Raw genomic sequence first — 20,440 nt, forward strand, 5'->3', positions numbered from 1 at the left:
TCGGGGCATGGCAGCCGAACCGTTCGCCCGCTTGGCCGACCGCCAGCACGCGCTGCGAACAGCACTACGGGCACTGCAGGCAGCGGGACCCGGCAGCCCCGACTTCCCCTCCCTCCTCGCTGACACCGGCAAGGAGGTCGAGGCCGTCCTGCAGGCCCGCCGCGACGTCGAGGCGGCCCGCCTCACCGTCCCGAACAGGGCGATCGCGGCGGGCACCGCCATCGCGGCCCTCGTCGTGGTGATCGGCTGGTTCGACGGCTGGTCGCTGCTGTCCGTCCTGCTCGCGGTGGCCGTCGCGGCCGCGGTGCTCGTGGATCCCGTCGGCCGCGGGATCTGGGAGCCGCGGGCGAGGACGGCGGCGATCGCGGCGGCCGGCCTGGCGGTCCTGCTGACACCATTGGTGCACGGCTGGGCCGCCCTGGCCGTGGTGGCGGGCGTCGCGTGGTGGGCGTGGAGGACGTTGCGATGAAGAACATCGACCCGGTCAAGGCACTGGACGACAAGGTCGAGCGGCTCAAGAAGGACCTCAAGTCCCTGGGCGATCGCATCGACAACGCCCAGACCGACGCGGCCCAGCACCAGCTCAGCACCACGAACCAGATCCGCGACACCACCCGCAAGATCGCCAAGACCAACGAGCGGGTCACCGAGCTGGCAGAGAGCGTGCACCGGCTGGAGCGGCTTCTGGTGGCGCTCAACAGGAAGGTGCGGGCGGGCGAGACGCGGAAGGCGGACTTCGACAACTGGCCGGAGATCGGCAAGCCGCTCATCGCGAAGATCCTCGCGGGCCAGGAAGCCTACGCGCGCAAGACGTTCACGCCCCAGGAAGCCAAGTCCAGGCGCAAGGCCATCGCCGAGTACGACAGGCTGGCACACGAGGCGATCGACGCCGCCGAGGCGCTCACGACGTTGCCACCGAACGCGGAAGCGTTGTGGCGCAAGAAGTACAAGCAGTGGCAGGCGATCGTCGGCAAGCAACGCCCGGAAGCACCGGACGAAGACGAGCACGCCAACGACACCGCTGTGAAGTCGGCGGGCAACGAGGCCGTCGCACAGGCGCGCGAGCTCATCCGCGCCCGCATCGAGGACGCGGTCGCGAACGACCTGCTCTTCCCGGCGTGGTTCGAGAACATGCTCGGACCGGCCGCACCGCCCGGCAAGGCGGACGATTGGCTTTACACCGCAACGGATGTCGTGTTGTACCGGCTGCTGCACGACGTCACGAGCCCGGCGAACGCGCTCGGCACGGCACCTCAGGAACAAGGGCACCGCAGAACGCTCCACGACCGGTTGATCGTGGAGTGCGCGGAATACCGGAAGGCATGACGACTCGGGCAGGGCGCCTCTGCCCGAGCACTACTCACGCATCAGGCCAGCTCAAGGCTGAACCGCTGCTTCTCGGCGTCCACCGCGAGCACCTTGACCTGCACCGACGAGCCGACCTCGGCCTGCTGGCCGTGCAGAAGCCCGTGTGCACCGGCGGGGTGCTCGATGAACGAACCGAAGGGAACGGTCGAGACGACCTTCCCCGAGAAGACATCACCAACATTGGGAAGCATTGCGCATCACCTCCTCTCCCGAGCGCGTATCCCAGAACGGATAGCGCGGGGGCAGGAGGGGCCCTGATCAAGTCAGGGCCGGGCAACCGTTCCGCTCACGACACAAGGCCGACCCGGCAGTCATGACGCAAACCCTAGCCATCACAGGCCGTTGTCCGCAATGGAATCTAGAATCCGTCACATGCTGGAGACGTCCGCACGGCTGCTGAAGCTCCTCTCCTTGCTGCAGGTGCGACGCGACTGGACGGGCCCCGAGCTCGCCGACCGGCTGGGCGTCGACGTCCGCACGATTCGCCGCGACATCGACAAGCTCCGCAGCCTCGGCTACCCCGTCACGTCACTGCCCGGCGCGACCGGCGGCTACCAGCTCGGGGCCGGCGCGGAGCTGCCGCCGCTGCTGCTCGACGACGATGAAGCCGTTGCCGTGGCGGTGGGGCTGCGCACCGCGGCCAACGGCACGATCGCGGGCATCGAGGAGACGTCGATCCGCGCGCTCACGAAGCTCGAACAGGTGCTGCCGAGCCGGTTGCGCCGCAGGGTGCAGGCGCTGCAGGCGCACACCACTCCCCTGACGGCCGCGGGGCCCACGGTCGGCCCGGAGACGCTCACGATCATCGCCGCCGCCTGCCGCGACCACCAGCAGCTGCGGTTCACCTACGCCCCCACGCAAGGCGAGCCCGCGAAACGTCTCGTGGAACCGCAAGGGCTCGTGCACACCGGCCGCCGGTGGTACCTGGTCGCCTGGGACAAGTCCAAAGAGGACTGGCGGACGTTCCGCGTCGACCGCATCACCACCGAACCGACGCTCGCCGCCCGCTTCACGCCCCGCGAGCCACCGGCGGAGAGCCTCGGCGAGTTCGTGTCCCGCCAGGTCTCCTCGAACGTGTACACCTATCAGGCCGTGCTGACGATCCACGCCCCGCTGCACGTCGTCGCCGAACGCACCTCGCCCATGTCGGTGTCGCTGGAACCGATCGACGACAACTCGTGCCGGATGATCACCGGGGCCGACACGCTCGACCGTATCGTGTGGCACATGATGTTCCTCGGCTTCGAGTTCGACGTGCACGAGCCGGCTGAGCTCAGGGACCACGTGAACGCCATCATCGGCAGGTTGCAGAACGCGGTGGGAGTGCGGTCGTGACAGTGGACTTCGCGACCGCGGCGGACCCGTTCCGCCGTGAACTGCTCGCGCACTGCTACCGGATGCTCGGCTCGCTGCACGACGCCGAGGACCTGGTGCAGGAGACGTACCTGCGCGCGTGGAAGGCGTACGGCCAGTTCGAGGGCCGTTCGTCCGTGCGCACCTGGCTGTACCGCATCGCGACGAACGTCTGCCTCACCGCGCTCGACAACCGCGCGAAGAGGCCGCTGCCGTTCGACCTGTCCGCAGCTTCGACGCAGAGCGACCCGCTGACCCAGGACCACGAGATCCCGTGGCTGGAGCCGTTCCCGACCGACCCGGCCGCGATCGTGACCGAACGCGAGTCCACCCGCCTCGCCTTCGTCGCCGCCCTCCAGCACCTGCCGCCGCGGCAACGCGCGGTGCTGATCCTGCGCGACGTGCTGCGGCTGACCGCCGCCGAGACCGCGGACCAGCTCGACATGACGGTCGCGGCCGTCAACAGCGCGCTGCAACGGGCCCACGCGCAGCTCAAGGACCTCACCGAGGACGCGGTCACCGAGCCGGCGGACGCCAAGCCGCTGCTCGACAGGTGGGTGAAGGCGTTCGAGGCGAAGGACATCCCGGCGATCATCGGCATGTTCACCGAGGACGTCGTCTGGGAGATGCCGCCGTACCCGCAGTGGTACAGCGGTCCTGCCATGGTGGCGTGGCACCTCACGAACCAGTGTCCGGCCGTGCCCCACGGTGCGCGCATGATCGAGGTGGAGGCGAACGGCCAACCCGCCTACGGGCTGTACCTGCGCGAGGGGGACGGCGTGTTCCGGCCGTTCAACCTCCAGGTGCTGGAGGTCCGCAACGACCGGATCACGCACGTCTCGTCGTTCTTCGACCTCAATCTGTTCCCGAAATTCGGGCTGCCTTCGACCGCATGAACTCGGACTTGTCGAGAGCCCGGTTCACGACCCGCATGTCACCGATCCAGCCGTACAACGACTTCTCCACGACCTTGTTGTACGCGTAGGCACCGACGAGCCACGGGTCACCGGCGGTCGAGATGCCGCGCGCGGGCGTCGAAGGGTTGCGCAGCAAGGGAGATCCGTCGACGTACAGCGTGGTGTGCGTGCCGTCGTTGACCACCGCGACGTGCCACCACGTCTCGTACGGCATCTCGTGGCCCCAGTTCGTCGAGATCCCCGCCTGGTTGCGCGGGAACACCGCCCACTGCAGGCTGCCGCCGCCCGCGAGGTTCAGGGTGGCGATCGGCTCGCTCGGGTCGTCCCCGGTCTTGCCCGCGGCCGATCCGGGCGAGAGCTTGGTGAACAGGCCGCACCACGGGTGGTCGAAGTCCTTGGGCAGCTTGAGGAACAGCTCGATCGTGTAGCCGCGCTCGAACGTCTCGCGGTTCAGCGGTGCCGAGTCCACAGTGGACAGGTAGCCGTTCTTGCCGAAGTACAGTGAACGGTGGGACGGCGCGAACCGGTGGTAGTCGTCCCCGGCGGTCAGCGTGCCGGTCTGCCTGAGGTCGTTCCCGTTGCCCGACAGGTCCTTCAGCCCTTCGCCGAGCCGCCAGTACGCGACGGTGCCGGGCACCAGGACGTCACGCGCGGGCTGCGGCGCGGGCAGCACCGGCGGGTCGAACCGGGCGAACCGCTGCTCGAAGTCGATCGGCACGCTGAACCGGTCGGCCGGTCCGGTCAGCTCGATCTCCTTGCGCTCCAACGGGTTGAGCGTCCTCTTGCCCAGCAGCCACGGCGACAGGGTCCGCACGTCGATCGTGCGGCGGTCGAGGTCGAAGTGGTAGAGCCGGATCATCGCGCCGCCGCCGTAGTAGCGGTCCTGGTAGTTCGTGATGTGCACGTGCACGTCGTTGCCGAACGAGTTCCGCAGCGTCGCGCGGGCGGGCGGCCAGAAGTGCCCGTTGAGCGCCAGGAAGATCTGGTCGTTGTCCTTGATCAGCTCGTCCCACAGCCTGCGGCCGTAGTCCGACATCACCGCGGCGCCGTCGCCGCCGTCCTGGACCAGCTCGTGCGTGGTGAGGACGACCGGCAGCTTCGGGTGCTGCTTCAGCACGTCACGCGCCCAGGCGAACCCCTTGGCGGACATGCGCCAGTCCAGCGCGAGAACCAGCCATTCCCTGCCTGCGGCCCGGAACACGTGGAACGAGTTGTAGCCGTCGGCGCTCGCACCGCGGAACGTCGGCGAGTGCCGGAACCGCTGCGGGCCGAACCTGTCGAGGTACGGCGTGCGGCCGCGCTGGTCGTCGGTGCGCGAGTCCGGCAGGTCGTGGTTGCCAGCGAGGACGCTGTACCCGACGCGGCGCCGGTCGAGCACCTCGAACCGCTCGCTGATGTCGTCGATCTCGCTCTTCAGCCCGTTCTCGACGAGGTCGCCGAGGTGGCTGACGAAGACGATGTTCTCGGACTTCTGGTGGTCGATCAGGTACTGCAGCGTGGCCTTCAGCGGAGCCGGGTCGCCGCGGTCCTGGTCGAACATGTACTGCGTGTCCGGGATCACGGCGAGGGTGAACCTGCGCGACTCGTGATCCGGCCTGCCACCGACGGCTGCCGCCGAACCGGGTGTGACCAGGGCGGCAGCGGCGGCGGTCGCACCGGTGCCGAGCAGGAAGGAGCGGCGGGAGGCGGTCATGGCGCGGAGCGTAGGAGCGTTGTGCCAACACCAGGCGAACGGCGAGCGAAACCTGGTCGTAGGCGAGGAGTCCAGGTCGATAGCATCGCGAACTATGTCTTGGGGGATGGCGGCAGCCGGGCTCGTGGTCGCGCTGGGCGGGTTGCTGCAGGGTTTGATCGGCTTCGGACTGGCGCTGATCGCCGTGCCGTTGATCGCGCTGCTCGACCCGGCGCTGCTGCCGGTTCCGGTGCTGATCGTGGCCACCGCGCACGCGTCGATGTCGCTGGCGCGCGAGTTCGGCCACGTCGACTGGCGCGGCGTCGGCTGGGCGATGCTGGGACGCCTGCCCGGCACGCTGGTGGGCATCTGGATCGTCGACGCGCTCGATCCCAAGGGCTTCGGGCTGGTCGTGGGCGGATCGGTGCTGGGATGCGTGCTGCTGTCGATCACCACGTGGCGTCCGCAACCCCGGCCGAAGTCACTCGTCACGGCCGGGTTCGCGAGCGGGTCGTTCGGCACGGCGACGTCGGTGGGCGGCCCGATGGTGGCACTGCTCTACCAGAACCAGGCCGGGCCGCAGGTCAGGGCGACGCTGGCGGCGTTCTTCGTGCTCGGCTCCGGCGCGTCGGTGCTCGGACTGCTCGCGGCCGGGCAGGTCACGGCGCACCAGCTGTGGACGGGGCTCGCGCTGATCCCGTTCCTCATCGCCGGGTTCCTGCTGTCCGGGCCGTTGCGGCGGAAGTTCGACGCGGGCGGCATCCGGACCCCTATGTTGATCGTGGCCGGGGCGAGCGCCGTCGTGCTGATCGTGAGGAGTGCACTGCTGTGATCTGGCGGACGGTCGTCTTCGGCGCGGCACTCGCCGCTCTCGCCCTGATCAACGAGCAGACGCTGTGGCTGCCGCCGGTCCAGTTCGCCGCGCTGGCGATCGCGGTGCTGCTGATCGCCGTGGCACCACGCCCGGCCTGGGTCGCACTCGTGATCGCCGGGCTCGCCGCGTTCTCGGTCCGCTCGGCGTTCCTGATGGTCGACTTCGGGACCTTCGACGCCGTCTGCCTCAACGGCAGCGCGATCTGCGGCGGCAGCCGGCCCGGTTGGTACGTCGCCGACGAGAAGGTCTACTCCCCCGGCGTCACCAGGTTCTTCCTCGAGCTGCCCGTCGTGCCGGCGTGGCTGGTCGTCGCGGGGGTGCTGGGCTGGGCGATCCGGCGCCGCAGCTGGCGGACGGCCGTCGCGGGCGCGCTGTACGGCGCAGCGGTGATGGCCGTGCCGCACGAGGCTCCGATCGTGCTGTTCGCCGCCGCGGCCGCCGCGATCGGGCCGCGCAAGGACGTCCGCTACCTGATGGGCATCGGGATTCTGGCGATCGCGTTGATGGATCCGTACCGGCCGTGGTCGGTGGTGGCCACGATCGTCGCGATCACGGCCACGCTGGGGCTCGTGATCTGGACGCTGGTCAAGAAAGACGGCTTCAACGGTGCCATAGCCCTGATGGCGCTGGCCGCGGCCACGGTGACGCCGCTGCTCAGCGCGGGCGTGCTGCTGGCCGCGTCGGCGATCAAGCAGCCCGCGTGGTTCAAGCTCCTGGTCGCCGCGATCGCCGCGGTGACCGCACATCTGGCCCTGACATCGGTGAGGTCTCCGGTGGACTCGATGTGGCTGGTCGTGGCCGGAGTGCTCCTCGCCGCCGCCGCGGTGACGGCGCTGTACCAGCACCGCCACCGCGTGCGGATCGATCAGGCGAACGGCTGAACGTTCGGCTGGAACACCGAGCCCTCAGCCGGCGGAACGAGGTCCACCAGGTACTTCGCCACGGCCGCGTCGGTCGCGGCCGAACGGCCCAGGATGCAGTGGCCGAACGAGTCGACGCTGATCAGCCGCGCGTTGCCGAGCTCCTTGGCCATGCGCTGCGAGAACAGGTACTGCGTCGCCGGGTCGTAGTAGTTGCCCACCACGACGATCGGGTTGGCCGTCTTGCGGTTCCACGGGCCGATCCAGCGGTCCGGGTGGCGGGTCGGCCACGTCGGGCACGTCAGGAGGTCGGACGCGGCCTGGTAGCGGCCGAACGTGGGCGACTCCTTCTCCCACTTGCTCGCCGTCTGCGCCCAGAAGCGGTTCGTGCGGGCGAACGGCTTGTCGGTGCAGTTCACCGCGTAGTACGAGTCGTCCGCGGTGTACGGGGTGTCGGGCAGCGGGTCGACGTCCATGCGGCCACCGCCGTTGTTCAGCGGCGCCGGAAGGTCCACAACGGACTGAACGCCGAAGGTGGTCGCGGCAGCGGACGGGTTGAGCGCCTGGTGGACGCTCTGCAGCCACTGCACCAGCGTCGCGAACCGCGGCACCGAGTACAGGTCACCGGACACGCGGCCGATGACGTCGGCCAGCCCGACCTGCTTGCCGTCCGGCATGGTGACCGGCCCCTTGGCGAGCGCGGCCTTCATGGCCTCGAACTTCTGGCGGGCGTTGCCGGCGAACGCGCACTTCGCGACACCGGCGGAGTCGCAGCGCTTGAGCATCGCGTCGAGCGCGATCTCGAAGCCCTTGGCCCGCTGGCGGTCGTACTCGGTGCCGTTGGTCAGGCGCAGCTGCGGGTCCACGTTGCCGTCGATCACCATCGCCCGCGTGCGCTGCGGGAAGATGTTGGCGTACGTCGAACCGATGAGCGTGCCGTACGAGAAGCCGACGAAGTTCAGCTGCTTGTCGCCGACCGCCTCGCGCATGATGTCGAGGTCACGGGCAACGGCCTCGGTCGACATGAAGTTCAGCAGCGGACCGGCGTTGATCTTGCAGTAGTCCGTGTAGGCCTTGGACTGCCGGATGGAGCTCGAGATCTCCTCCGTCGTCCGCGGCAGGGCGTACCAGCCCTCGTTCACCGCGTCGGCCTCTTCCTGCGTGCGGAAGCAGCGCAACGGGTTGCTGCGCGCCACCCCGCGCGGGTCGAAACCGATGATGTCGAACCGGTCCAGCACGGCGGGCTGGAAGTAGTTCTTCGACACCGCGCCGCGGATCAGGCCGGAACCACCGGGACCACCGGGGTTGAGGAAGATCGAGCCGATCTTCTTCGACGGGTCGTTCGCGGGCCGCTTCATCATGGCGATGCCCGTCTTCTCACCGCGCGGACGCGAGTGGTCGACAGGCACCTCCTGGACGGCGCACGTCAGACGCGCCCGCTCCTCCGGCGTCACGGACGCGGGAAGCGAGGCGAGAACGTCGGCCGCGCACTGCCCCCAGGCGGCGGGTCTGACGGCGGAGGCCTCGGTCTGGGCACTGGCCGTGCCCAGACCGGAAACGATGGTGCCGAGCACGAGCGCGCTGGCGAGCGCCGCGCGCACGGCACGCACAGATGCAGGAGATGACGTCACGGATGCACCCCATCACCGAAGGTGCACCGTTTGTACCCGCCTATCGGAGGGTTGTGTCCCTAAACAGCCTGAGCCAGTGAGACGGCGAACCTGCCTTCGGTGTCGGTCCACCAGCGGTGCAACGAAAATCCGCCCTCTTCCAGCTCCCGCCGCACACCGTCCTCGCGAAACTTCGCCGACACCTCGGTCCGCAGTTCCTCGCCCGCGCGGAATTCCACGGTCAGACCGAGCTCGGCGAGCGTCACCGTCATGTCCCGCTTGGCGCGCAACCGCATCTCGATCCACTCCTGCTCGGCGTTCCACAACGCCACGTGCTCGAACGCCTCGACGTCGAAGTCGCCGCCCACCTCGCGGTTGAGCACGTTCAGGACATTCCGGTTGAACTCGGCCGTAACGCCCTGCGCGTCGTCGTACGCGCGCACCAACGTCTTCTCGTCCTTCACCAGGTCGGTGCCGAGCAACAGCCACTCCCCCGGCTGCAGCACGTCGCGGACCGTGCGCAGGAACTTCTCGCGCTCCTCCGGGATCAGGTTGCCGATCGTGCCGCCCAGGAACGCCACCAGGCGCGGCGACTCACCCGGCAGCAGCGACAGGTGCTGCGTGAAGTCGCCGACCACACCGTGCACGCGCAGGCCGGGGTAGTCCGCCATGATCGCGTGCGCCGCCTCGGTCAGCGCCGACACCGACACGTCCTGCGGCACGAACTCCCGCAACGTCCCGTGCTCCCGCAGCGCGCTCAGCAGCAGCCGGGTCTTCTCCGACGACCCGGAACCCAGTTCCACCAGCGAATGCGCCCCGGTCGTCGCCGCGATCTCCTTCGCGCGCTCGGCGAGCACCTCGCGTTCGGCGCGGGTCGGGTAGTACTCGGGCAGCCGGGTGATGTCCTCGAACAACGCGCTGCCCACCGCGTCGTAGAACCACTTGGGCGAGACCCACTTCGGGTTTGCCGTCAGCCCCGCGCGCACGTCGGCACGGAGCGCGTGTGCGGCGTCCTCCGGTGTGAGATGAACGTCCAGCACCGGCTCGGTCATGTGAAGTCCTCCGAGGAGACCCCGTCCGGGCGGACGGGGAGGGATCGGACCCCTGCAGGGCACGGCTGTGACAGCGGGGTCACCGTCACGGCGACACCGCGATCACGACCCAGCCAGCTGGGGCCACACAGTGATTGGGTAGGTTGTGGACGGTGAACGGGCAGGTGAAGCGGGCGTTCCGGTACCGCTTCTATCCAACTGGGGCGCAGGCTGCGGAGCTGCTGCGCACGTTCGGGTGTGTTCGAAAGGTCTACAACCTGGCGTTGGAAGCCCGTACCCAGGCGTGGACGCTGCGCAGAGAACGAATTGGATACGAAGCGACGTCGGCGTTGCTGACCGCGTGGAAACGCACCGAAGAGCTGGCGTTCCTCCGCGACGTGTCGTCGGTGCCGCTGCAGCAGGGGCTGCGGCATCTGCAGATGGCGTACACGAACTTCTTCGCCAAGCGTGCTCGGTATCCGCGGTTCAAGTCGCGGAAGAAGTCGCGTGCCAGCGCGGAGTACACGCGGTCGGCGTTCCGCTGGCGGGACGGCGAGCTGACGCTGGCGAAGATGGCCGAGCCGCTGAACATCCGCTGGTCCCGGCCGCTGCCCGAGAACGCGGCACCCTCGACGGTGACCGTGTCGCGGGACTCGGCCGGGCGCTGGTACGTGTCCCTGTTGTGCGAAGACTCCAGCGTGACTCCGTTGCCCGCCGCGGATTCGGTGGTAGGCATCGACGTCGGTCTCGATCACCTGCTCGTGCTGTCGACAGGAGAGAAGATCGACAATCCGCGGCACGAGCGCCGAGACCGGGCGGCGCTGGCGAAGGCGCAGCGGGCCTTGTGCCGCAAGCAGAAGGGCAGCAACAACCGGGCCAAGGCCCGCGTCGAGGTCGCTCGCGTGCACGCACGAATCGCCGATCGCCGGGCCGATTTCCTGCACAAGATCACCACTCGGCTCGTGCGTGAAAACCAAACGCTCGTGATCGAGGATCTGATGGTGTCGAACATGGTCGGCCACCGCCGTTTGGCCCGTGCCATCGGTGATGCGGGATGGCGGCAGTTCCGGCAGCTGCTGGAGTACAAAGCAGCCTGGTACGGACGGGACCTGATCATCGCGGATCGCTGGTTCCCGTCGTCCAAGCTGTGCTCGGCATGCGGCGCGCTCACGTCGGCGATGCCGCTGCATCTGCGTACCTGGACCTGTGGCTGCGGTGCGACCCACGATCGGGACGTGAACGCGGCACGCAACATTCTGGCCGCCGGGCTGGCGGTGACAGTCTGTGGAGCCGGTGCAAGACCTCAACGGAACCCTCCGGGCGGGCAATCGGCGACGAAGCAGAAAACCCTGCGGCGCGAGCTGTAGGAATCCCCTCCTTCAGAAGGGGAAGGAAGTCAAATCGGTCGAACCTCCACAGTGGATGGAACGGCGGTGACCACGTGCCGGTCGGGGATCTCCCGCCAGTCCGGGTCGTCGTCAAGCGGTTCGGACGCGAGCGTTACGCTCTGTCCTTTGGCGAGCACCCACAGGGCGTGTGTCCACGTCGTCCCCACGAGCACTTCTCCGTTGGTCAGCAGGAAGTTCAGCCGCGACTTCCCAGCCGCGTCCGTCACCTCTCGCACGAGTTCAACAAGCGTTTGGGCCGGGTTCTTCCCGGTTTCCAGGCGGCGTCTCAGGACCGTCCACAACAGCGCCGAGTCGGTCGGCGCGTCCATCGTGAGCACGTCGGTCACGTCCAGCGTCTTCGCGAGCCCCGCCACGGTGTGCGGCCAGCCGTCGACGCGTCCGTTGTGGCTGAACAACCACGTGCCGTCGGTGAACGGCGCGCACGCGGCGTCGGCCACGGGCATGCCGGCCGTCGCGGAGCGGACCGCGGCCAGGAAGGCCGTCGACTCCACCGACGCCAGCTGCCGCAGGTTCGCGTCGCTCCACAACGTGCCCGCGCGCCGGTATCGCACGGGGCCGGGGAACCAGCCGACGCCGTAGCCGTCGACGTTCACGGTTCCGCCGGCCCGCATGTCCGCGGGCGCGTAGGACTGGCGCTCCAACGAGTGCGGTGCGTCGTAGAGCAGGCTGGCCACGGGCACAGCGGGGCCCAGGTACGCCAGATGGCGGCACATCGTCTAGGCGTCCCTGGCGCAGCGGAAGCCGGCGAAGATCTGCCTCCTGATCGGGTAGTCCCAGTTGCGGAACGTCGCCCTGATCGCGGACTTGTCGGTGCCGAACGAGCCGCCGCGCAGCACCTTGTAGTCCGGTCCGAAGAAGACCTCCGAGTACTCGCGGTACGGAAACGCTTCGAAGCCCGGATAGCCGTGGAAGTCCGTCGACGTCCACTCCCACACGTCGCCGATCAGCTGGTGCACGCCGCTCGCGGACGCTCCCGCCGGGTACGCCCCGACCGGCGCCGGGCGCAGGTGCCGCTGGTTCAGGTTCGCGTGGAGCTCGGTCGGTTCCTCGTCGCCCCACGGGTAGCGGCGCGTCCGCCCGGTTTCGGGGTCGTAGCGGGCGGCCTTCTCCCACTCCGGTTCCGTCGGGAGCCGCTTGCCGGCCCACGTCGCGTACGCCTGGGCCTCGTGGAAGCACACGTGCACCACGGGTTCGTCCGGCACGATCGGCTCGGTCACGCCGAACGCGGTGCGGGTGAACGAATTGCCCTCGCGGTGCCAGAAGCGCGGCGCGACCAGTTTGGCCGTCGTCCGGTGCTCCCAGCCCGCCTCGGTCCACAAGCGACGGTCGTCGTAGCCGCCGGCCAGGATGAACTCGGCGTACTCCGCGTTCGTGACGGGCGTGGTGTCGATGAAGAACGCGTCGACGTGGACGGTGTGCGCGGGGCGTTCGTTGTCCAGCGCCCACGGTTCGTCCGACGTGCCCATCTCGAACGGACCGCCCGGGATGAACGCTTCCGTTGCGGGCACGAGGTTTCCGTGCGGCGGTGCCGGGGCGTGCAGCACGGGCTCACCGACGCGCAGCTGGTGCGTGGCGAGCATCGTCTCGTCGTGTTGCTGCTCGTGCTGCACGATCATGCCGAACGCGAACCCGTTCTCGACGAGCCTGCGGCCCTGCAGCGGCACCTTCTCCAGCACGTCGAACACCTTGCCGCGCACGTCCCCGACGTACTGGCGGGCCTCGCGCGGGTTCAGCAGCGGTAACTCCGGCCGGACCGACCGGCCGTACTTGAACGCGTCGTAGTACTCGTCGATGTCGCTGCGGACCGGTTCGCGACCGCCGACGTCGCGAACGAGCCAGAGCTCCTCCTGGTTGCCGATGTGCGCCAGGTCCCAGACCAGCGGCGACATCAGCTTCGAGTGCTGCCGGACGAGATCGTGCTCGTCGACGGCGTCGGTCAATGCGGTGGAACGCGCGCGCGAACGCAACAGTTCCTCCGCCACGTGCTCGCGGAGTTCTTCCGTCACAGCTTCCCCTCAAGCTCCCTGCTGATGGTGCTGATCTGATCGTGAGAGAGACCGGTGCGGCACAACGCCTCGATGCCCAGCGCCACAACGTCCCTGGCCGCCTTGGCGATGCGTTCGTCCGCCATCCCGTGCCGCGCGGCGACGAGCCACCGCCCGGCCGCTCGTTCCGTCGCCGCCAGCACACCGTCCACAACGGACGGATCGCTGAACAGCGCGACGAGCAGCGCACTCGGCGCGATCCACCCGCCGGGCGCGGGTGTGTCGAGGTATCTGATCTCGAGATAGCCGCGCGGTCTGACCGGCGGGAACATCGTCGTCAGGTGGTAGTCGAGGTCGTCGCTGGTGGGGCTGCGGTCGAGCGCCCCGTCGATCCAGTCGGCGAACGTGAGCGGGCGCGGCGGAATCCAGCTCGGGCCCGGTCCGCGCACGACGATCACGGGCGTGTCGATGACCCGCCGCGCGTAGGCCTGGGCCGGATCGGCGCACACAGCACTCGGTCTGGTGCGCACGGGATCCGTGCCGTAGAGCGTCCGCATGCGCGCGGACGCCCAGTTCTGGTGTCTGCCGCCGATGCTCGGCGAGTTCGCGAACAACGCGTTCAGCACCGGCCCGAGCTGGTGCACGGCGGCCCACCTGTCCTTGAGGTGCTTCTCCTCGCCGAAGTCGAGGCACACCTGCAGACCGGCCGTGCTGCACATCATCGCGATGCCGTCGCCGCCCACGTGGCTGAACGCGTGCTCCATCGCGGCGTACCTGGGCACCCGCAGCATGCGCGTGGGGCCCCTGTGCTGGTCGGCGCCACGATCGCCGAGCACGAGACCGTGGTCCGCCAGCATCGCGGTGAGCTGGGAGATGTCCTGGGAGACCGTCCGGAAGAGGTCCGGGAGGCTGGTGCAGGGAGGAGTCGAGATCTCGACCTGCCCGCCCGGTTCGACGGTCAACGGGGTGCCGCTCGGCAGCGGCCGCTGGGGGCTGTCCGGTACGAGGGTGGGTGGCGCGTGCTCTCCGAGAGCCGCAGCCAGCCGGTGTGGATCGAGGGTCCGAGCTGGGTCTTCCGCGTGGTGCACGGTCCATTCGAGCTCCACGCCGAACAGCCGCGGAGGCCCGTGCTTGAAACAGACCGAGGCGACGTAAGCCTCGGCCTCGGCGCGGTCGGCGAACCTCGCCGGCGCCGGTTGGTCACGCAACGCAGTCACGCTGCCACACTCCCCGTGATCGTCTGGCGCACACGACGCTACACGCGGGGTCTGACAGTTGCACGCGTTGAAATCCTTACAGATCAAGGATCTGCCCGTGCGCACGCGTGCGCACGAGCGTCAAACCAGTGGTGGCGGCCCGAGAAGTTCGATCGAGTGCAGGGCCGCGGCGTGCCCCAGCGCGGCCGGATCGATCACGGGCGGTGCCGGAAGGACACGGGCCAGCGCCGGTTCCCCGACCGCCGACGCGAAGTCCTCGAAACCGGACGGCGTGGTGATCTGCAGGGCGCGCAACGGCTCGGCCGCGTCGACGACGAACGTGTGCGGCAGCCCGGCGGGCAGCAGCACGAAGTCGCCCGGTCCCGCGGTGAACCGCTCGCCGTCGCAGTGGAACTCGGCCCCGCCGGACAGCACGTAGAACAGCTCGTCCTCGACCAGGTGCCGGTGCAGCGGCGGTGCGAAGCCCGGCGGGTTCAGGAACTCCACCACGGTGAGGCGGCCGCCGGTCTGCGCGCCGCCCGCTTTCGTCGTCATCAGGCTGCCGAGGAACCAGACGGCCTCGCCCTCGTCGGCGCGGGTCAGGTAGGGGCGCATGATCGCCTCCAATTTAGCCATACCGCTGGTCTAGTGAATATGCCACTAGTATGACCGAACTGTGGGCGACGTCAAGAAGCGCGAATACCGGTCACGGGTCCGCGAGGAGGGCGCGCGGCGGACCAGGCAGGCGGTCGTGGCCGCGGCGGCGGAGCTGTTCGTCGGACGCGGCTACGCGGGCACGTCGCTCACCGACGTCGCGAAGACCGCGGGCGTCTCCCGGCCGACGGTCTTCGCCGCGTTCGGCTCCAAGCCCGCGCTGCTGCGCGAGGTGCTGGACGAGGCGTTGGCTGGCGACGACGAGCCGGTGGCGGTGCGGGACCGGCCCTGGTTCCGGCCCGTGTGGGACGCGCGGACCCCGGCCGAGGTGTTCGACGCCTACGCCGGCGTGTGCGTGCTCATCGCGAGTCGCGCGGCGAAGCTCTTCGAGGCCGTGCGCCAGGCCGCTGACGACGCGCCAGAGGCGGCGGAGCTGTGGGCGACCCTGCAGCGCAACCGCCGGGCCGGGTCCACGATGGTCGTCGAGCACGCGGCCGGGCTGGGGCCGCTGGCCCACGACCTCGGCACCGCGATCGACGTGATCTGGATCTACAACGACCCCGCGCTGCACGCGTCGCTGGTCGGCGGGTGCGGCTGGCCGGTGCCGAAGTTCCGGGACTGGCTCGCGGACAGCATGAAGCGGGCGGTCCTCGGCCAAGGACCGCCCGCAGAGGACAACTAGGGCTTGGCCGTGGAGAAACCGGCGAGCTTCGCCTGACCCACGGCGGCCTTCTTCGCCGCGGCCTCCACGTCGGCGACCTTCGAGTTCTTGTTGACGCCCGGCAGGTTCTTCACCTTCACCGCGTACAGCGTGAACTCGTACTTGTGCTTGGAACGCGGGCACGGCCCGAAGAACTGCTCGTTCACCGACGCGTTGCCCATGGCGCGCTGGTGGCCGCCCTTGAGCTCGGGCTCGGCGAGGTCGTAACCCTTCTTCAACCCTTCGGGGAGCCCGGTGGCGGCGGCCGGGATGTCCCAGGCGGCCCAGTGCTTGCCACCGTTCGAGGTGTCGATGAACACCAGCGCGTAGGACTCGGCCTTCACGTCACCACCGGCCCACGCCAGGGGCGGCGAGATGTCGTTGCCCGCCTTGTGGTCGAACGCGCACGAGTACTTGTCGGGAATGTTGCCGTTGTTCTTGTACGCCGTGCTCGTCAGGGTCAACGGCGCCGGAGCCGCGGCAGCGGGTGCCACCAAAGCGAATCCAGCGGCCAGACAGAGCGCGGCCGTTGCGATTTTCTGCACTGCTGAACCTCCAGTTGAACAGGCGGCGGAGGTCTGTGAACCTGGGAAAGCGGGGCCTCCCCGTGCAGGAGGCCCCGCTCACCGTCACGTGCGGGCGTTCGAACGTCCGCGCAGCACGGTGTTGGCCGTGGACGCGTTCTTGATGGCGGTCTCGATCTGCGCCATCGTGGACGACGAGGTGATCCCCGGAACTGTGGCGGTGTTCAACGCGTACAACGTGAACGTGTACGGGTTGGTGGAGCCGCCGGGACACGGCCCGAAGAACTTCTGCGAGTTCGCACCGGACCCCATCGCCTTCTGCTTCGCCGTGCCCTGGCCGGGCACGTTGAACCCGGCGCCCAGGTTTTCCGGCAACGACGTCGTGGTCGCCGGGATGTCCCAGATCGCCCAGTGCAGCTTGTTGCCGTTGTTCACCCGGTCCGCGAAGACGATCGCGTAGGCCTTGGCCCCTGTCGACTCACCCCAGGCCAGCGGCGGCGACGGGTCCTGGCCAGCCACACCGTCACCGGCGCAGGTGTACTTGGCCGGGATCATCGCGTCGTCGGCGAACGCGGACGACGTCAGCTTGAACCCGGTCGGCGGGTTGCCGCCCGAGTACTGGATGTCGATCAGCAGGATGCGGTCGTTGTTCGCGGTGCCGTCCTTGTCCGTGGACGTGGTCAGCCAGATGTCGCCGTCGTGGTCGACCTCGACCGTGCGCAGACGGTTGTAGGTGCCCTGGAAGTACACCTTCTGGTCGACCAGCGAGTCGCCGTCGATCCGCAGGCGGTACACGCGCTGTCCGACGGTCGTGGCCACGAAGACGTGGTCGTTGATGATCGTCAGGCCGGAAGGCGAGGCCTGCGACGTCGACCAGGTCTTCTTCGGCGCGATGTACCCCGCGCAGTTGCCGGAGGTTCCCTCGCAGTGCGGGTAGCCGTAGTTGCCGCCCTTCTGGATCAGGTTGACCTCGTCCTGCGTGGAGTCACCGAACTCGGACTCCCACAACCGGCCCTTCGAGTCGAAGTCGAGGCCCTGCGGGTTGCGGTGGCCGTACGACCAGACGGCGTTGCCGAACGGGTTGTCCGACGGGATCGAGCCGTCCAGGTTGATGCGCAGGATCTTGCCGTTGAGCGAGTTCTTGTTCTGCGGGTTGCTGTCCGGGTTCTGCGCGTCGCCGACGGACACGTACAGCTTGCCGTCCACCGGGCCGTACCGCAGGCGGCCGCCGTTGTGGTAGCGGTTCTTCGCCATGCCCTGCAACAGGATCTGGTACGAGCTCTGCACGAGCGCGCCGTTCTCGTACTTGATCCGGATGACCCGGTTGCCCTCGGACGCCGTGTGGTAGACGTACACCCAGTGGTCGGTCGCGAAGGTGGGCGCGACCTCCAGGCCGAGCAGACCGCCCTCACCGTTGGTGCCGACGGCCTGGTTGATCTTGCCGGCCAGCGTCTTCTGCCCGCTCTTGGTCAGGCGGTAGATGTTGAACGTGTTGCGCTCGCTGAACAACGCCGAGCCGTCGGGCAGGAACACCACGCCCCACGCGACGTCCACACCGGACGCGATCGTGGACACCGTGCCGGGGTCCGGCGTTCCGGTCGGGCCACCGGCGGCCGGGGTCACCTTGATCTCGTTGGAGAGCCCGGACTGGTTGCCCTTCGCGTCCTTGGCGAGCACGCGGAACGCGTACTCGGTGCCGGTGGTCAGGCCGGCCACCGTGGCCGAGGTGGCGGTGCCGTCGGCGGTCTGCTTGACCGCGCCGTTGACGTAGATGTCGTACCCGGTGACGCCCACGTTGTCCGTGGAGGCGTTCCAGGCGAGATCGACGGAGGTGGCCGTCTTGCCGGTCGACCGCAGGTTGCCGGGCACGGTGGGCGCCTCGGTGTCCGGCGGCGCCGGCTGCGTGCGGCCGGGCACGTTGTTGGAGGCCTGGGAGACGTTGCCGGCCGCGTCCTTCGCGATGACCGTCCAGTCGTACTCGGTGTCGGGCTGCAGGCCGGTCGCGGTCGCCTGGAGCACGTTGCCGACGCTCGTGACGTGCTGGCCGTGCTGGTAGACGTCGTAGCCGACGACACCCACGTTGTCGGTGGCCGCTTCCCACTTGAGCGTCACGGAGTCCTGCGTCGACGACACGAACTGCAGGTTCTTCGGCGGCGACGGCGGCTCGGTGTCCACCGGTCCGAGCAGCCGCGCGCTCAGCTTGTCGGCGTTCGGGCCGCCGTTCGCGGTGGTCGCCGTCGCCCGGATCTTGTTGGCGCCCGCCTTCAGCGTGACCTTCGCGGTCCGCGTCTGCCACGTCGTCCACGCGCCGGTGCCGGGGAACGACACGGTCTGCGCGCTGCCGCCGTCCACGGTCACCGAGACCGGCCGGTCGGTCGTCGTCCCGTTGGCGTAGCGGAAGGTCAGCTCGTGCTCACCGCCCTGGTCGGCGGTGATCGTGTACTCGACGTACGAGCCGGCCACGTTGTTGTAGTTGACGAAGCCGGTGCCGGAGAAGCCCGCGTGGTTCGACTCGACGACGCCCTGGCCGATCGTCGCGTTCTCCGCTTCCTGCTCGAGAGCGGCGTCGGTCTGCTCGATCTCGACGTAGTCGAGGTTCGGGCCGCCCATGGCACCCGTGGCGGTCAGCCGGATCGTGTTGGCACCGGCGTTGAGCTGAACCGTGTTCGTGACCGACGTCCACGTGGTCCACGCACCGGTGCCCGCGAACGCGCGCTCGTCAACGGCGAGGGCGCCGTTGACGTTCACGTCGACCGGGCGGTTGTCCGTGGTTCCGTTGGCGTACCGGAAGGTCAGCTTCGCCTCGCCGGCCGTCGCCGCGTTCACGGCGAACTCGACCGAGCTCCCGGCCACGTTGTCGAAGTTGACGAACCCCGTTCCGGAGAACCCGGCGTGGTTCGACTCCACCACGCCCTGGGAGATCGTCGCGCTCTCCGCTTCGTACCTGACCGGCGCCGCGACGGCGCTCTCAGGTACCGACATCACTGCGATGGTCGTCGCGAACGCAACACCCATCGTGCCGAGCGCGCGTAACGCCCGGCCTCTGCTCGGTGCCACTGTTGTGCCTCCCACGAGACGGGTAGGGGGATCACTGCGAGCGGCGGCGGAATTCAGTTATTGGATAGAAACTTTCCTATCTGTCGCGCAGATCACACCACCGCATGACAACCGCTGTCAATCCCTGGGCCGAAGTGCGGGAAAGCGCTTACCAACTCCGTTACAGGTCCCGGTTCTGCGCCAGCGCGGCGATCAGATCGGAGACCGCACGGCTCACCAGCAGATCGACCACGTGGACGCCTGTGGACTCACGCCGCTGCCACCCGAGGCGCTCCGCGAGCGTCGACAGCTTGACGATCTCCTGCGTGTCCATGGCGGTGCAGGATATTGGTGGTGGCGGTGGTGGTCGCAGAGGGCTGGCCGATGATCCACACGAAAGGGATCACCCGAGCCGATCACACCACGAAGATCACACGGTTGGCCGTGTCCAATCCGTACGTACGGATTGGATTTCCCGCGCTCCCCCTGCGACCATTCACAGGTGCCCAGGGTGAGCCAGGACCACCTCGACGCCCGCCGCCGTCAGATCCTCGACGGCGCGCGTGCCTGCTTCGCGCGCCACGGCTACGAGGGTGCCACGGTACGCCGCCTGGAGGAGGCGACGGGGCTGTCCCGCGGTGCGATCTTCCACCACTTCCGCGACAAGGAGTCGCTCTTCCTCGCCCTCGCCGAGGACGACGCCCTGCGGATGGCGGACGTCGTGGCCGAGCAGGGTCTCGTCCAGGTCATGCGCGATCTCCTCGACGAACCGGAGAAACGGGACGAAGAGCACGCGGCCGACTGGCTGGGCACGCGCCTGGAGGTCTCCCGCAGGCTCCGCACCGACCCGGACTTCCGCGCCAGGTGGGCCGAGCGGTCCGAACAGCTCACCGCCGCCACCCGCCAGCGCCTCATCCGCCAGCGCGAGGCCGGCAACCTGCGCGACGACGTCGACGTGACGGTCCTGACGAGCTTCCTGGAGCTCGTGCTCGAGGGTCTGGTCTCGCACCTCGCGATGGGCCTGCCCGCGGACGACATGGAGCCCGTGCTCGATCTCGTCGAAGAAACCGTGCGGCGACACCGCCGGAACTCTTGAAGCTTCTTCACGTACCCCGCACTGTGGACGCATGTCCACGCTGAAGACCGCCGCCCAGTTCTTCGCAGTGCGCACGCTCGTCCGCGGCTATGCGCTCCTAGATGGTTGATTCCAAGGTCAATGGTCGTAGGCGGTCAGTGATCGTTTGACTGGCT

Annotated in this window: 20 protein-coding genes; 9 read left to right on the top strand and 11 right to left on the bottom strand. The window is 68.8% G+C overall.

Going from position 1 to position 20,440, the window contains the following annotated elements:
* Positions 1-7 precede the first annotated feature (7 nt).
* A complete protein-coding gene (locus tag IEZ09_RS40735) occupies positions 8-469 on the top strand; it encodes a hypothetical protein (protein ID WP_189259197.1) in 462 nt (153 codons plus the stop codon).
* Positions 466-1,326, top strand: a complete 861-nt coding sequence (locus IEZ09_RS40740) for a hypothetical protein (protein WP_189259198.1) — start codon at positions 466-468, stop codon at positions 1,324-1,326. The genes IEZ09_RS40735 and IEZ09_RS40740 overlap by 4 nt, the downstream gene beginning before the upstream one ends.
* 41 nt (positions 1,327-1,367) lie before the next feature.
* On the opposite strand, the gene IEZ09_RS40745 is transcribed toward IEZ09_RS40740, so the two are convergent.
* Positions 1,368-1,559, bottom strand: coding sequence for a S1 RNA-binding domain-containing protein (locus IEZ09_RS40745; RefSeq protein ID WP_189259199.1), 192 nt, complete (start codon positions 1,557-1,559; stop codon positions 1,368-1,370).
* 181 nt (positions 1,560-1,740) lie between these two features.
* Between IEZ09_RS40745 and IEZ09_RS40750 the strand changes: the two genes are divergently transcribed.
* Positions 1,741-2,703 carry a helix-turn-helix transcriptional regulator gene (locus tag IEZ09_RS40750; protein WP_189259200.1) on the top strand — a complete coding sequence of 321 codons (963 nt, stop codon included), beginning with the start codon at positions 1,741-1,743 and terminating at the stop codon, positions 2,701-2,703.
* The gene (locus IEZ09_RS40755; RefSeq protein ID WP_189259201.1) at positions 2,700-3,617 is read left to right on the top strand and encodes a sigma-70 family RNA polymerase sigma factor; all 918 of its coding nucleotides are present in this window, start codon (positions 2,700-2,702) and stop codon (positions 3,615-3,617) included. Before IEZ09_RS40750 ends, IEZ09_RS40755 begins: the two co-directional genes overlap by 4 nt.
* Here the strand turns inward: IEZ09_RS40755 and IEZ09_RS40760 are convergent.
* The gene (locus tag IEZ09_RS40760; RefSeq protein ID WP_189259202.1) at positions 3,577-5,331 is read right to left on the bottom strand and encodes a LamG-like jellyroll fold domain-containing protein; all 1,755 of its coding nucleotides are present in this window, start codon (positions 5,329-5,331) and stop codon (positions 3,577-3,579) included. The genes IEZ09_RS40755 and IEZ09_RS40760 overlap by 41 nt on opposite strands.
* Before the next feature lie 94 nt (positions 5,332-5,425).
* Between IEZ09_RS40760 and IEZ09_RS40765 the strand changes: the two genes are divergently transcribed.
* Both IEZ09_RS40765 and IEZ09_RS40770 read left to right on the top strand, forming a co-directional pair.
* A complete protein-coding gene (locus IEZ09_RS40765) occupies positions 5,426-6,142 on the top strand; it encodes a sulfite exporter TauE/SafE family protein (RefSeq protein WP_189259203.1) in 717 nt (238 codons plus the stop codon).
* A complete protein-coding gene (locus IEZ09_RS40770; RefSeq protein WP_189259204.1) occupies positions 6,139-7,065 on the top strand; it encodes a hypothetical protein in 927 nt (308 codons plus the stop codon). Before IEZ09_RS40765 ends, IEZ09_RS40770 begins: the two co-directional genes overlap by 4 nt.
* Here the strand turns inward: IEZ09_RS40770 and IEZ09_RS40775 are convergent.
* A complete protein-coding gene (locus IEZ09_RS40775) occupies positions 7,050-8,654 on the bottom strand; it encodes an alpha/beta hydrolase (RefSeq protein ID WP_308202457.1) in 1,605 nt (534 codons plus the stop codon). The two genes, IEZ09_RS40770 and IEZ09_RS40775, sit on opposite strands and share 16 nt — an antisense overlap.
* A gap of 80 nt (positions 8,655-8,734) precedes the next feature.
* Positions 8,735-9,706: an L-histidine N(alpha)-methyltransferase gene (gene egtD / locus IEZ09_RS40780; RefSeq protein ID WP_189259205.1), complete on the bottom strand. Its 972-nt coding sequence runs from the start codon at positions 9,704-9,706 to the stop codon at positions 8,735-8,737.
* A 164-nt stretch (positions 9,707-9,870) separates the two neighbouring features.
* Here egtD and IEZ09_RS40785 point away from each other — a divergent pair, with 164 nt between their 5' ends.
* Entirely contained in the window at positions 9,871-11,052 is a 1,182-nt protein-coding gene (locus IEZ09_RS40785) for an RNA-guided endonuclease InsQ/TnpB family protein (RefSeq protein ID WP_229813399.1), read from the top strand.
* Between the two features lie 29 nt (positions 11,053-11,081).
* On the opposite strand, the gene egtC is transcribed toward IEZ09_RS40785, so the two are convergent.
* The 4 genes from egtC to IEZ09_RS40805 all read right to left on the bottom strand — a co-directional run bounded on the left by egtC (position 11,082) and on the right by IEZ09_RS40805 (position 14,911).
* The gene (egtC, locus tag IEZ09_RS40790) at positions 11,082-11,807 is read right to left on the bottom strand and encodes an ergothioneine biosynthesis protein EgtC (protein WP_189259207.1); all 726 of its coding nucleotides are present in this window, start codon (positions 11,805-11,807) and stop codon (positions 11,082-11,084) included.
* A gap of 3 nt (positions 11,808-11,810) precedes the next feature.
* On the bottom strand, positions 11,811-13,100 hold the full coding sequence (gene egtB / locus IEZ09_RS40795) for an ergothioneine biosynthesis protein EgtB (RefSeq protein ID WP_189259208.1): 1,290 nt from the start codon (positions 13,098-13,100) through the stop codon (positions 11,811-11,813).
* Positions 13,097-14,296: a glutamate-cysteine ligase family protein gene (locus tag IEZ09_RS40800; protein ID WP_189259209.1), complete on the bottom strand. Its 1,200-nt coding sequence runs from the start codon at positions 14,294-14,296 to the stop codon at positions 13,097-13,099. Before IEZ09_RS40800 ends, egtB begins: the two co-directional genes overlap by 4 nt.
* A 120-nt stretch (positions 14,297-14,416) precedes the next feature.
* Positions 14,417-14,911, bottom strand: a complete 495-nt coding sequence (locus tag IEZ09_RS40805) for a quercetin 2,3-dioxygenase (protein WP_189259210.1) — start codon at positions 14,909-14,911, stop codon at positions 14,417-14,419.
* Between the two features lie 40 nt (positions 14,912-14,951).
* Between IEZ09_RS40805 and IEZ09_RS47600 the strand changes: the two genes are divergently transcribed.
* Positions 14,952-15,611 carry a TetR/AcrR family transcriptional regulator gene (locus IEZ09_RS47600; RefSeq protein ID WP_189259211.1) on the top strand — a complete coding sequence of 220 codons (660 nt, stop codon included), beginning with the start codon at positions 14,952-14,954 and terminating at the stop codon, positions 15,609-15,611.
* Here IEZ09_RS47600 and IEZ09_RS40815 read toward each other — a convergent pair.
* From IEZ09_RS40815 to IEZ09_RS40825, 3 genes are all read right to left on the bottom strand, one after another.
* Positions 15,608-16,174 carry a YbhB/YbcL family Raf kinase inhibitor-like protein gene (locus IEZ09_RS40815; RefSeq protein ID WP_189259212.1) on the bottom strand — a complete coding sequence of 189 codons (567 nt, stop codon included), beginning with the start codon at positions 16,172-16,174 and terminating at the stop codon, positions 15,608-15,610. The genes IEZ09_RS47600 and IEZ09_RS40815 overlap by 4 nt on opposite strands.
* 84 nt (positions 16,175-16,258) lie before the next feature.
* Positions 16,259-19,168, bottom strand: coding sequence for a PQQ-dependent sugar dehydrogenase (locus IEZ09_RS40820; protein ID WP_189259218.1), 2,910 nt, complete (start codon positions 19,166-19,168; stop codon positions 16,259-16,261).
* A 202-nt stretch (positions 19,169-19,370) separates the two neighbouring features.
* Complete coding sequence (locus IEZ09_RS40825) at positions 19,371-19,523, bottom strand: hypothetical protein (RefSeq protein ID WP_189259213.1); 153 nt, start codon at positions 19,521-19,523, stop codon at positions 19,371-19,373.
* Positions 19,524-19,691: 168 nt separating this feature from the next.
* Here IEZ09_RS40825 and IEZ09_RS40830 point away from each other — a divergent pair, with 168 nt between their 5' ends.
* The gene (locus tag IEZ09_RS40830; RefSeq protein ID WP_109637841.1) at positions 19,692-20,285 is read left to right on the top strand and encodes a TetR/AcrR family transcriptional regulator; all 594 of its coding nucleotides are present in this window, start codon (positions 19,692-19,694) and stop codon (positions 20,283-20,285) included.
* Positions 20,286-20,440: the final 155 nt, after the last annotated feature.

Origin of the sequence: Lentzea flava, from assembly GCF_014648475.1 — a bacterium.
GTDB lineage: Bacteria > Actinomycetota > Actinomycetes > Mycobacteriales > Pseudonocardiaceae > Lentzea > Lentzea flava.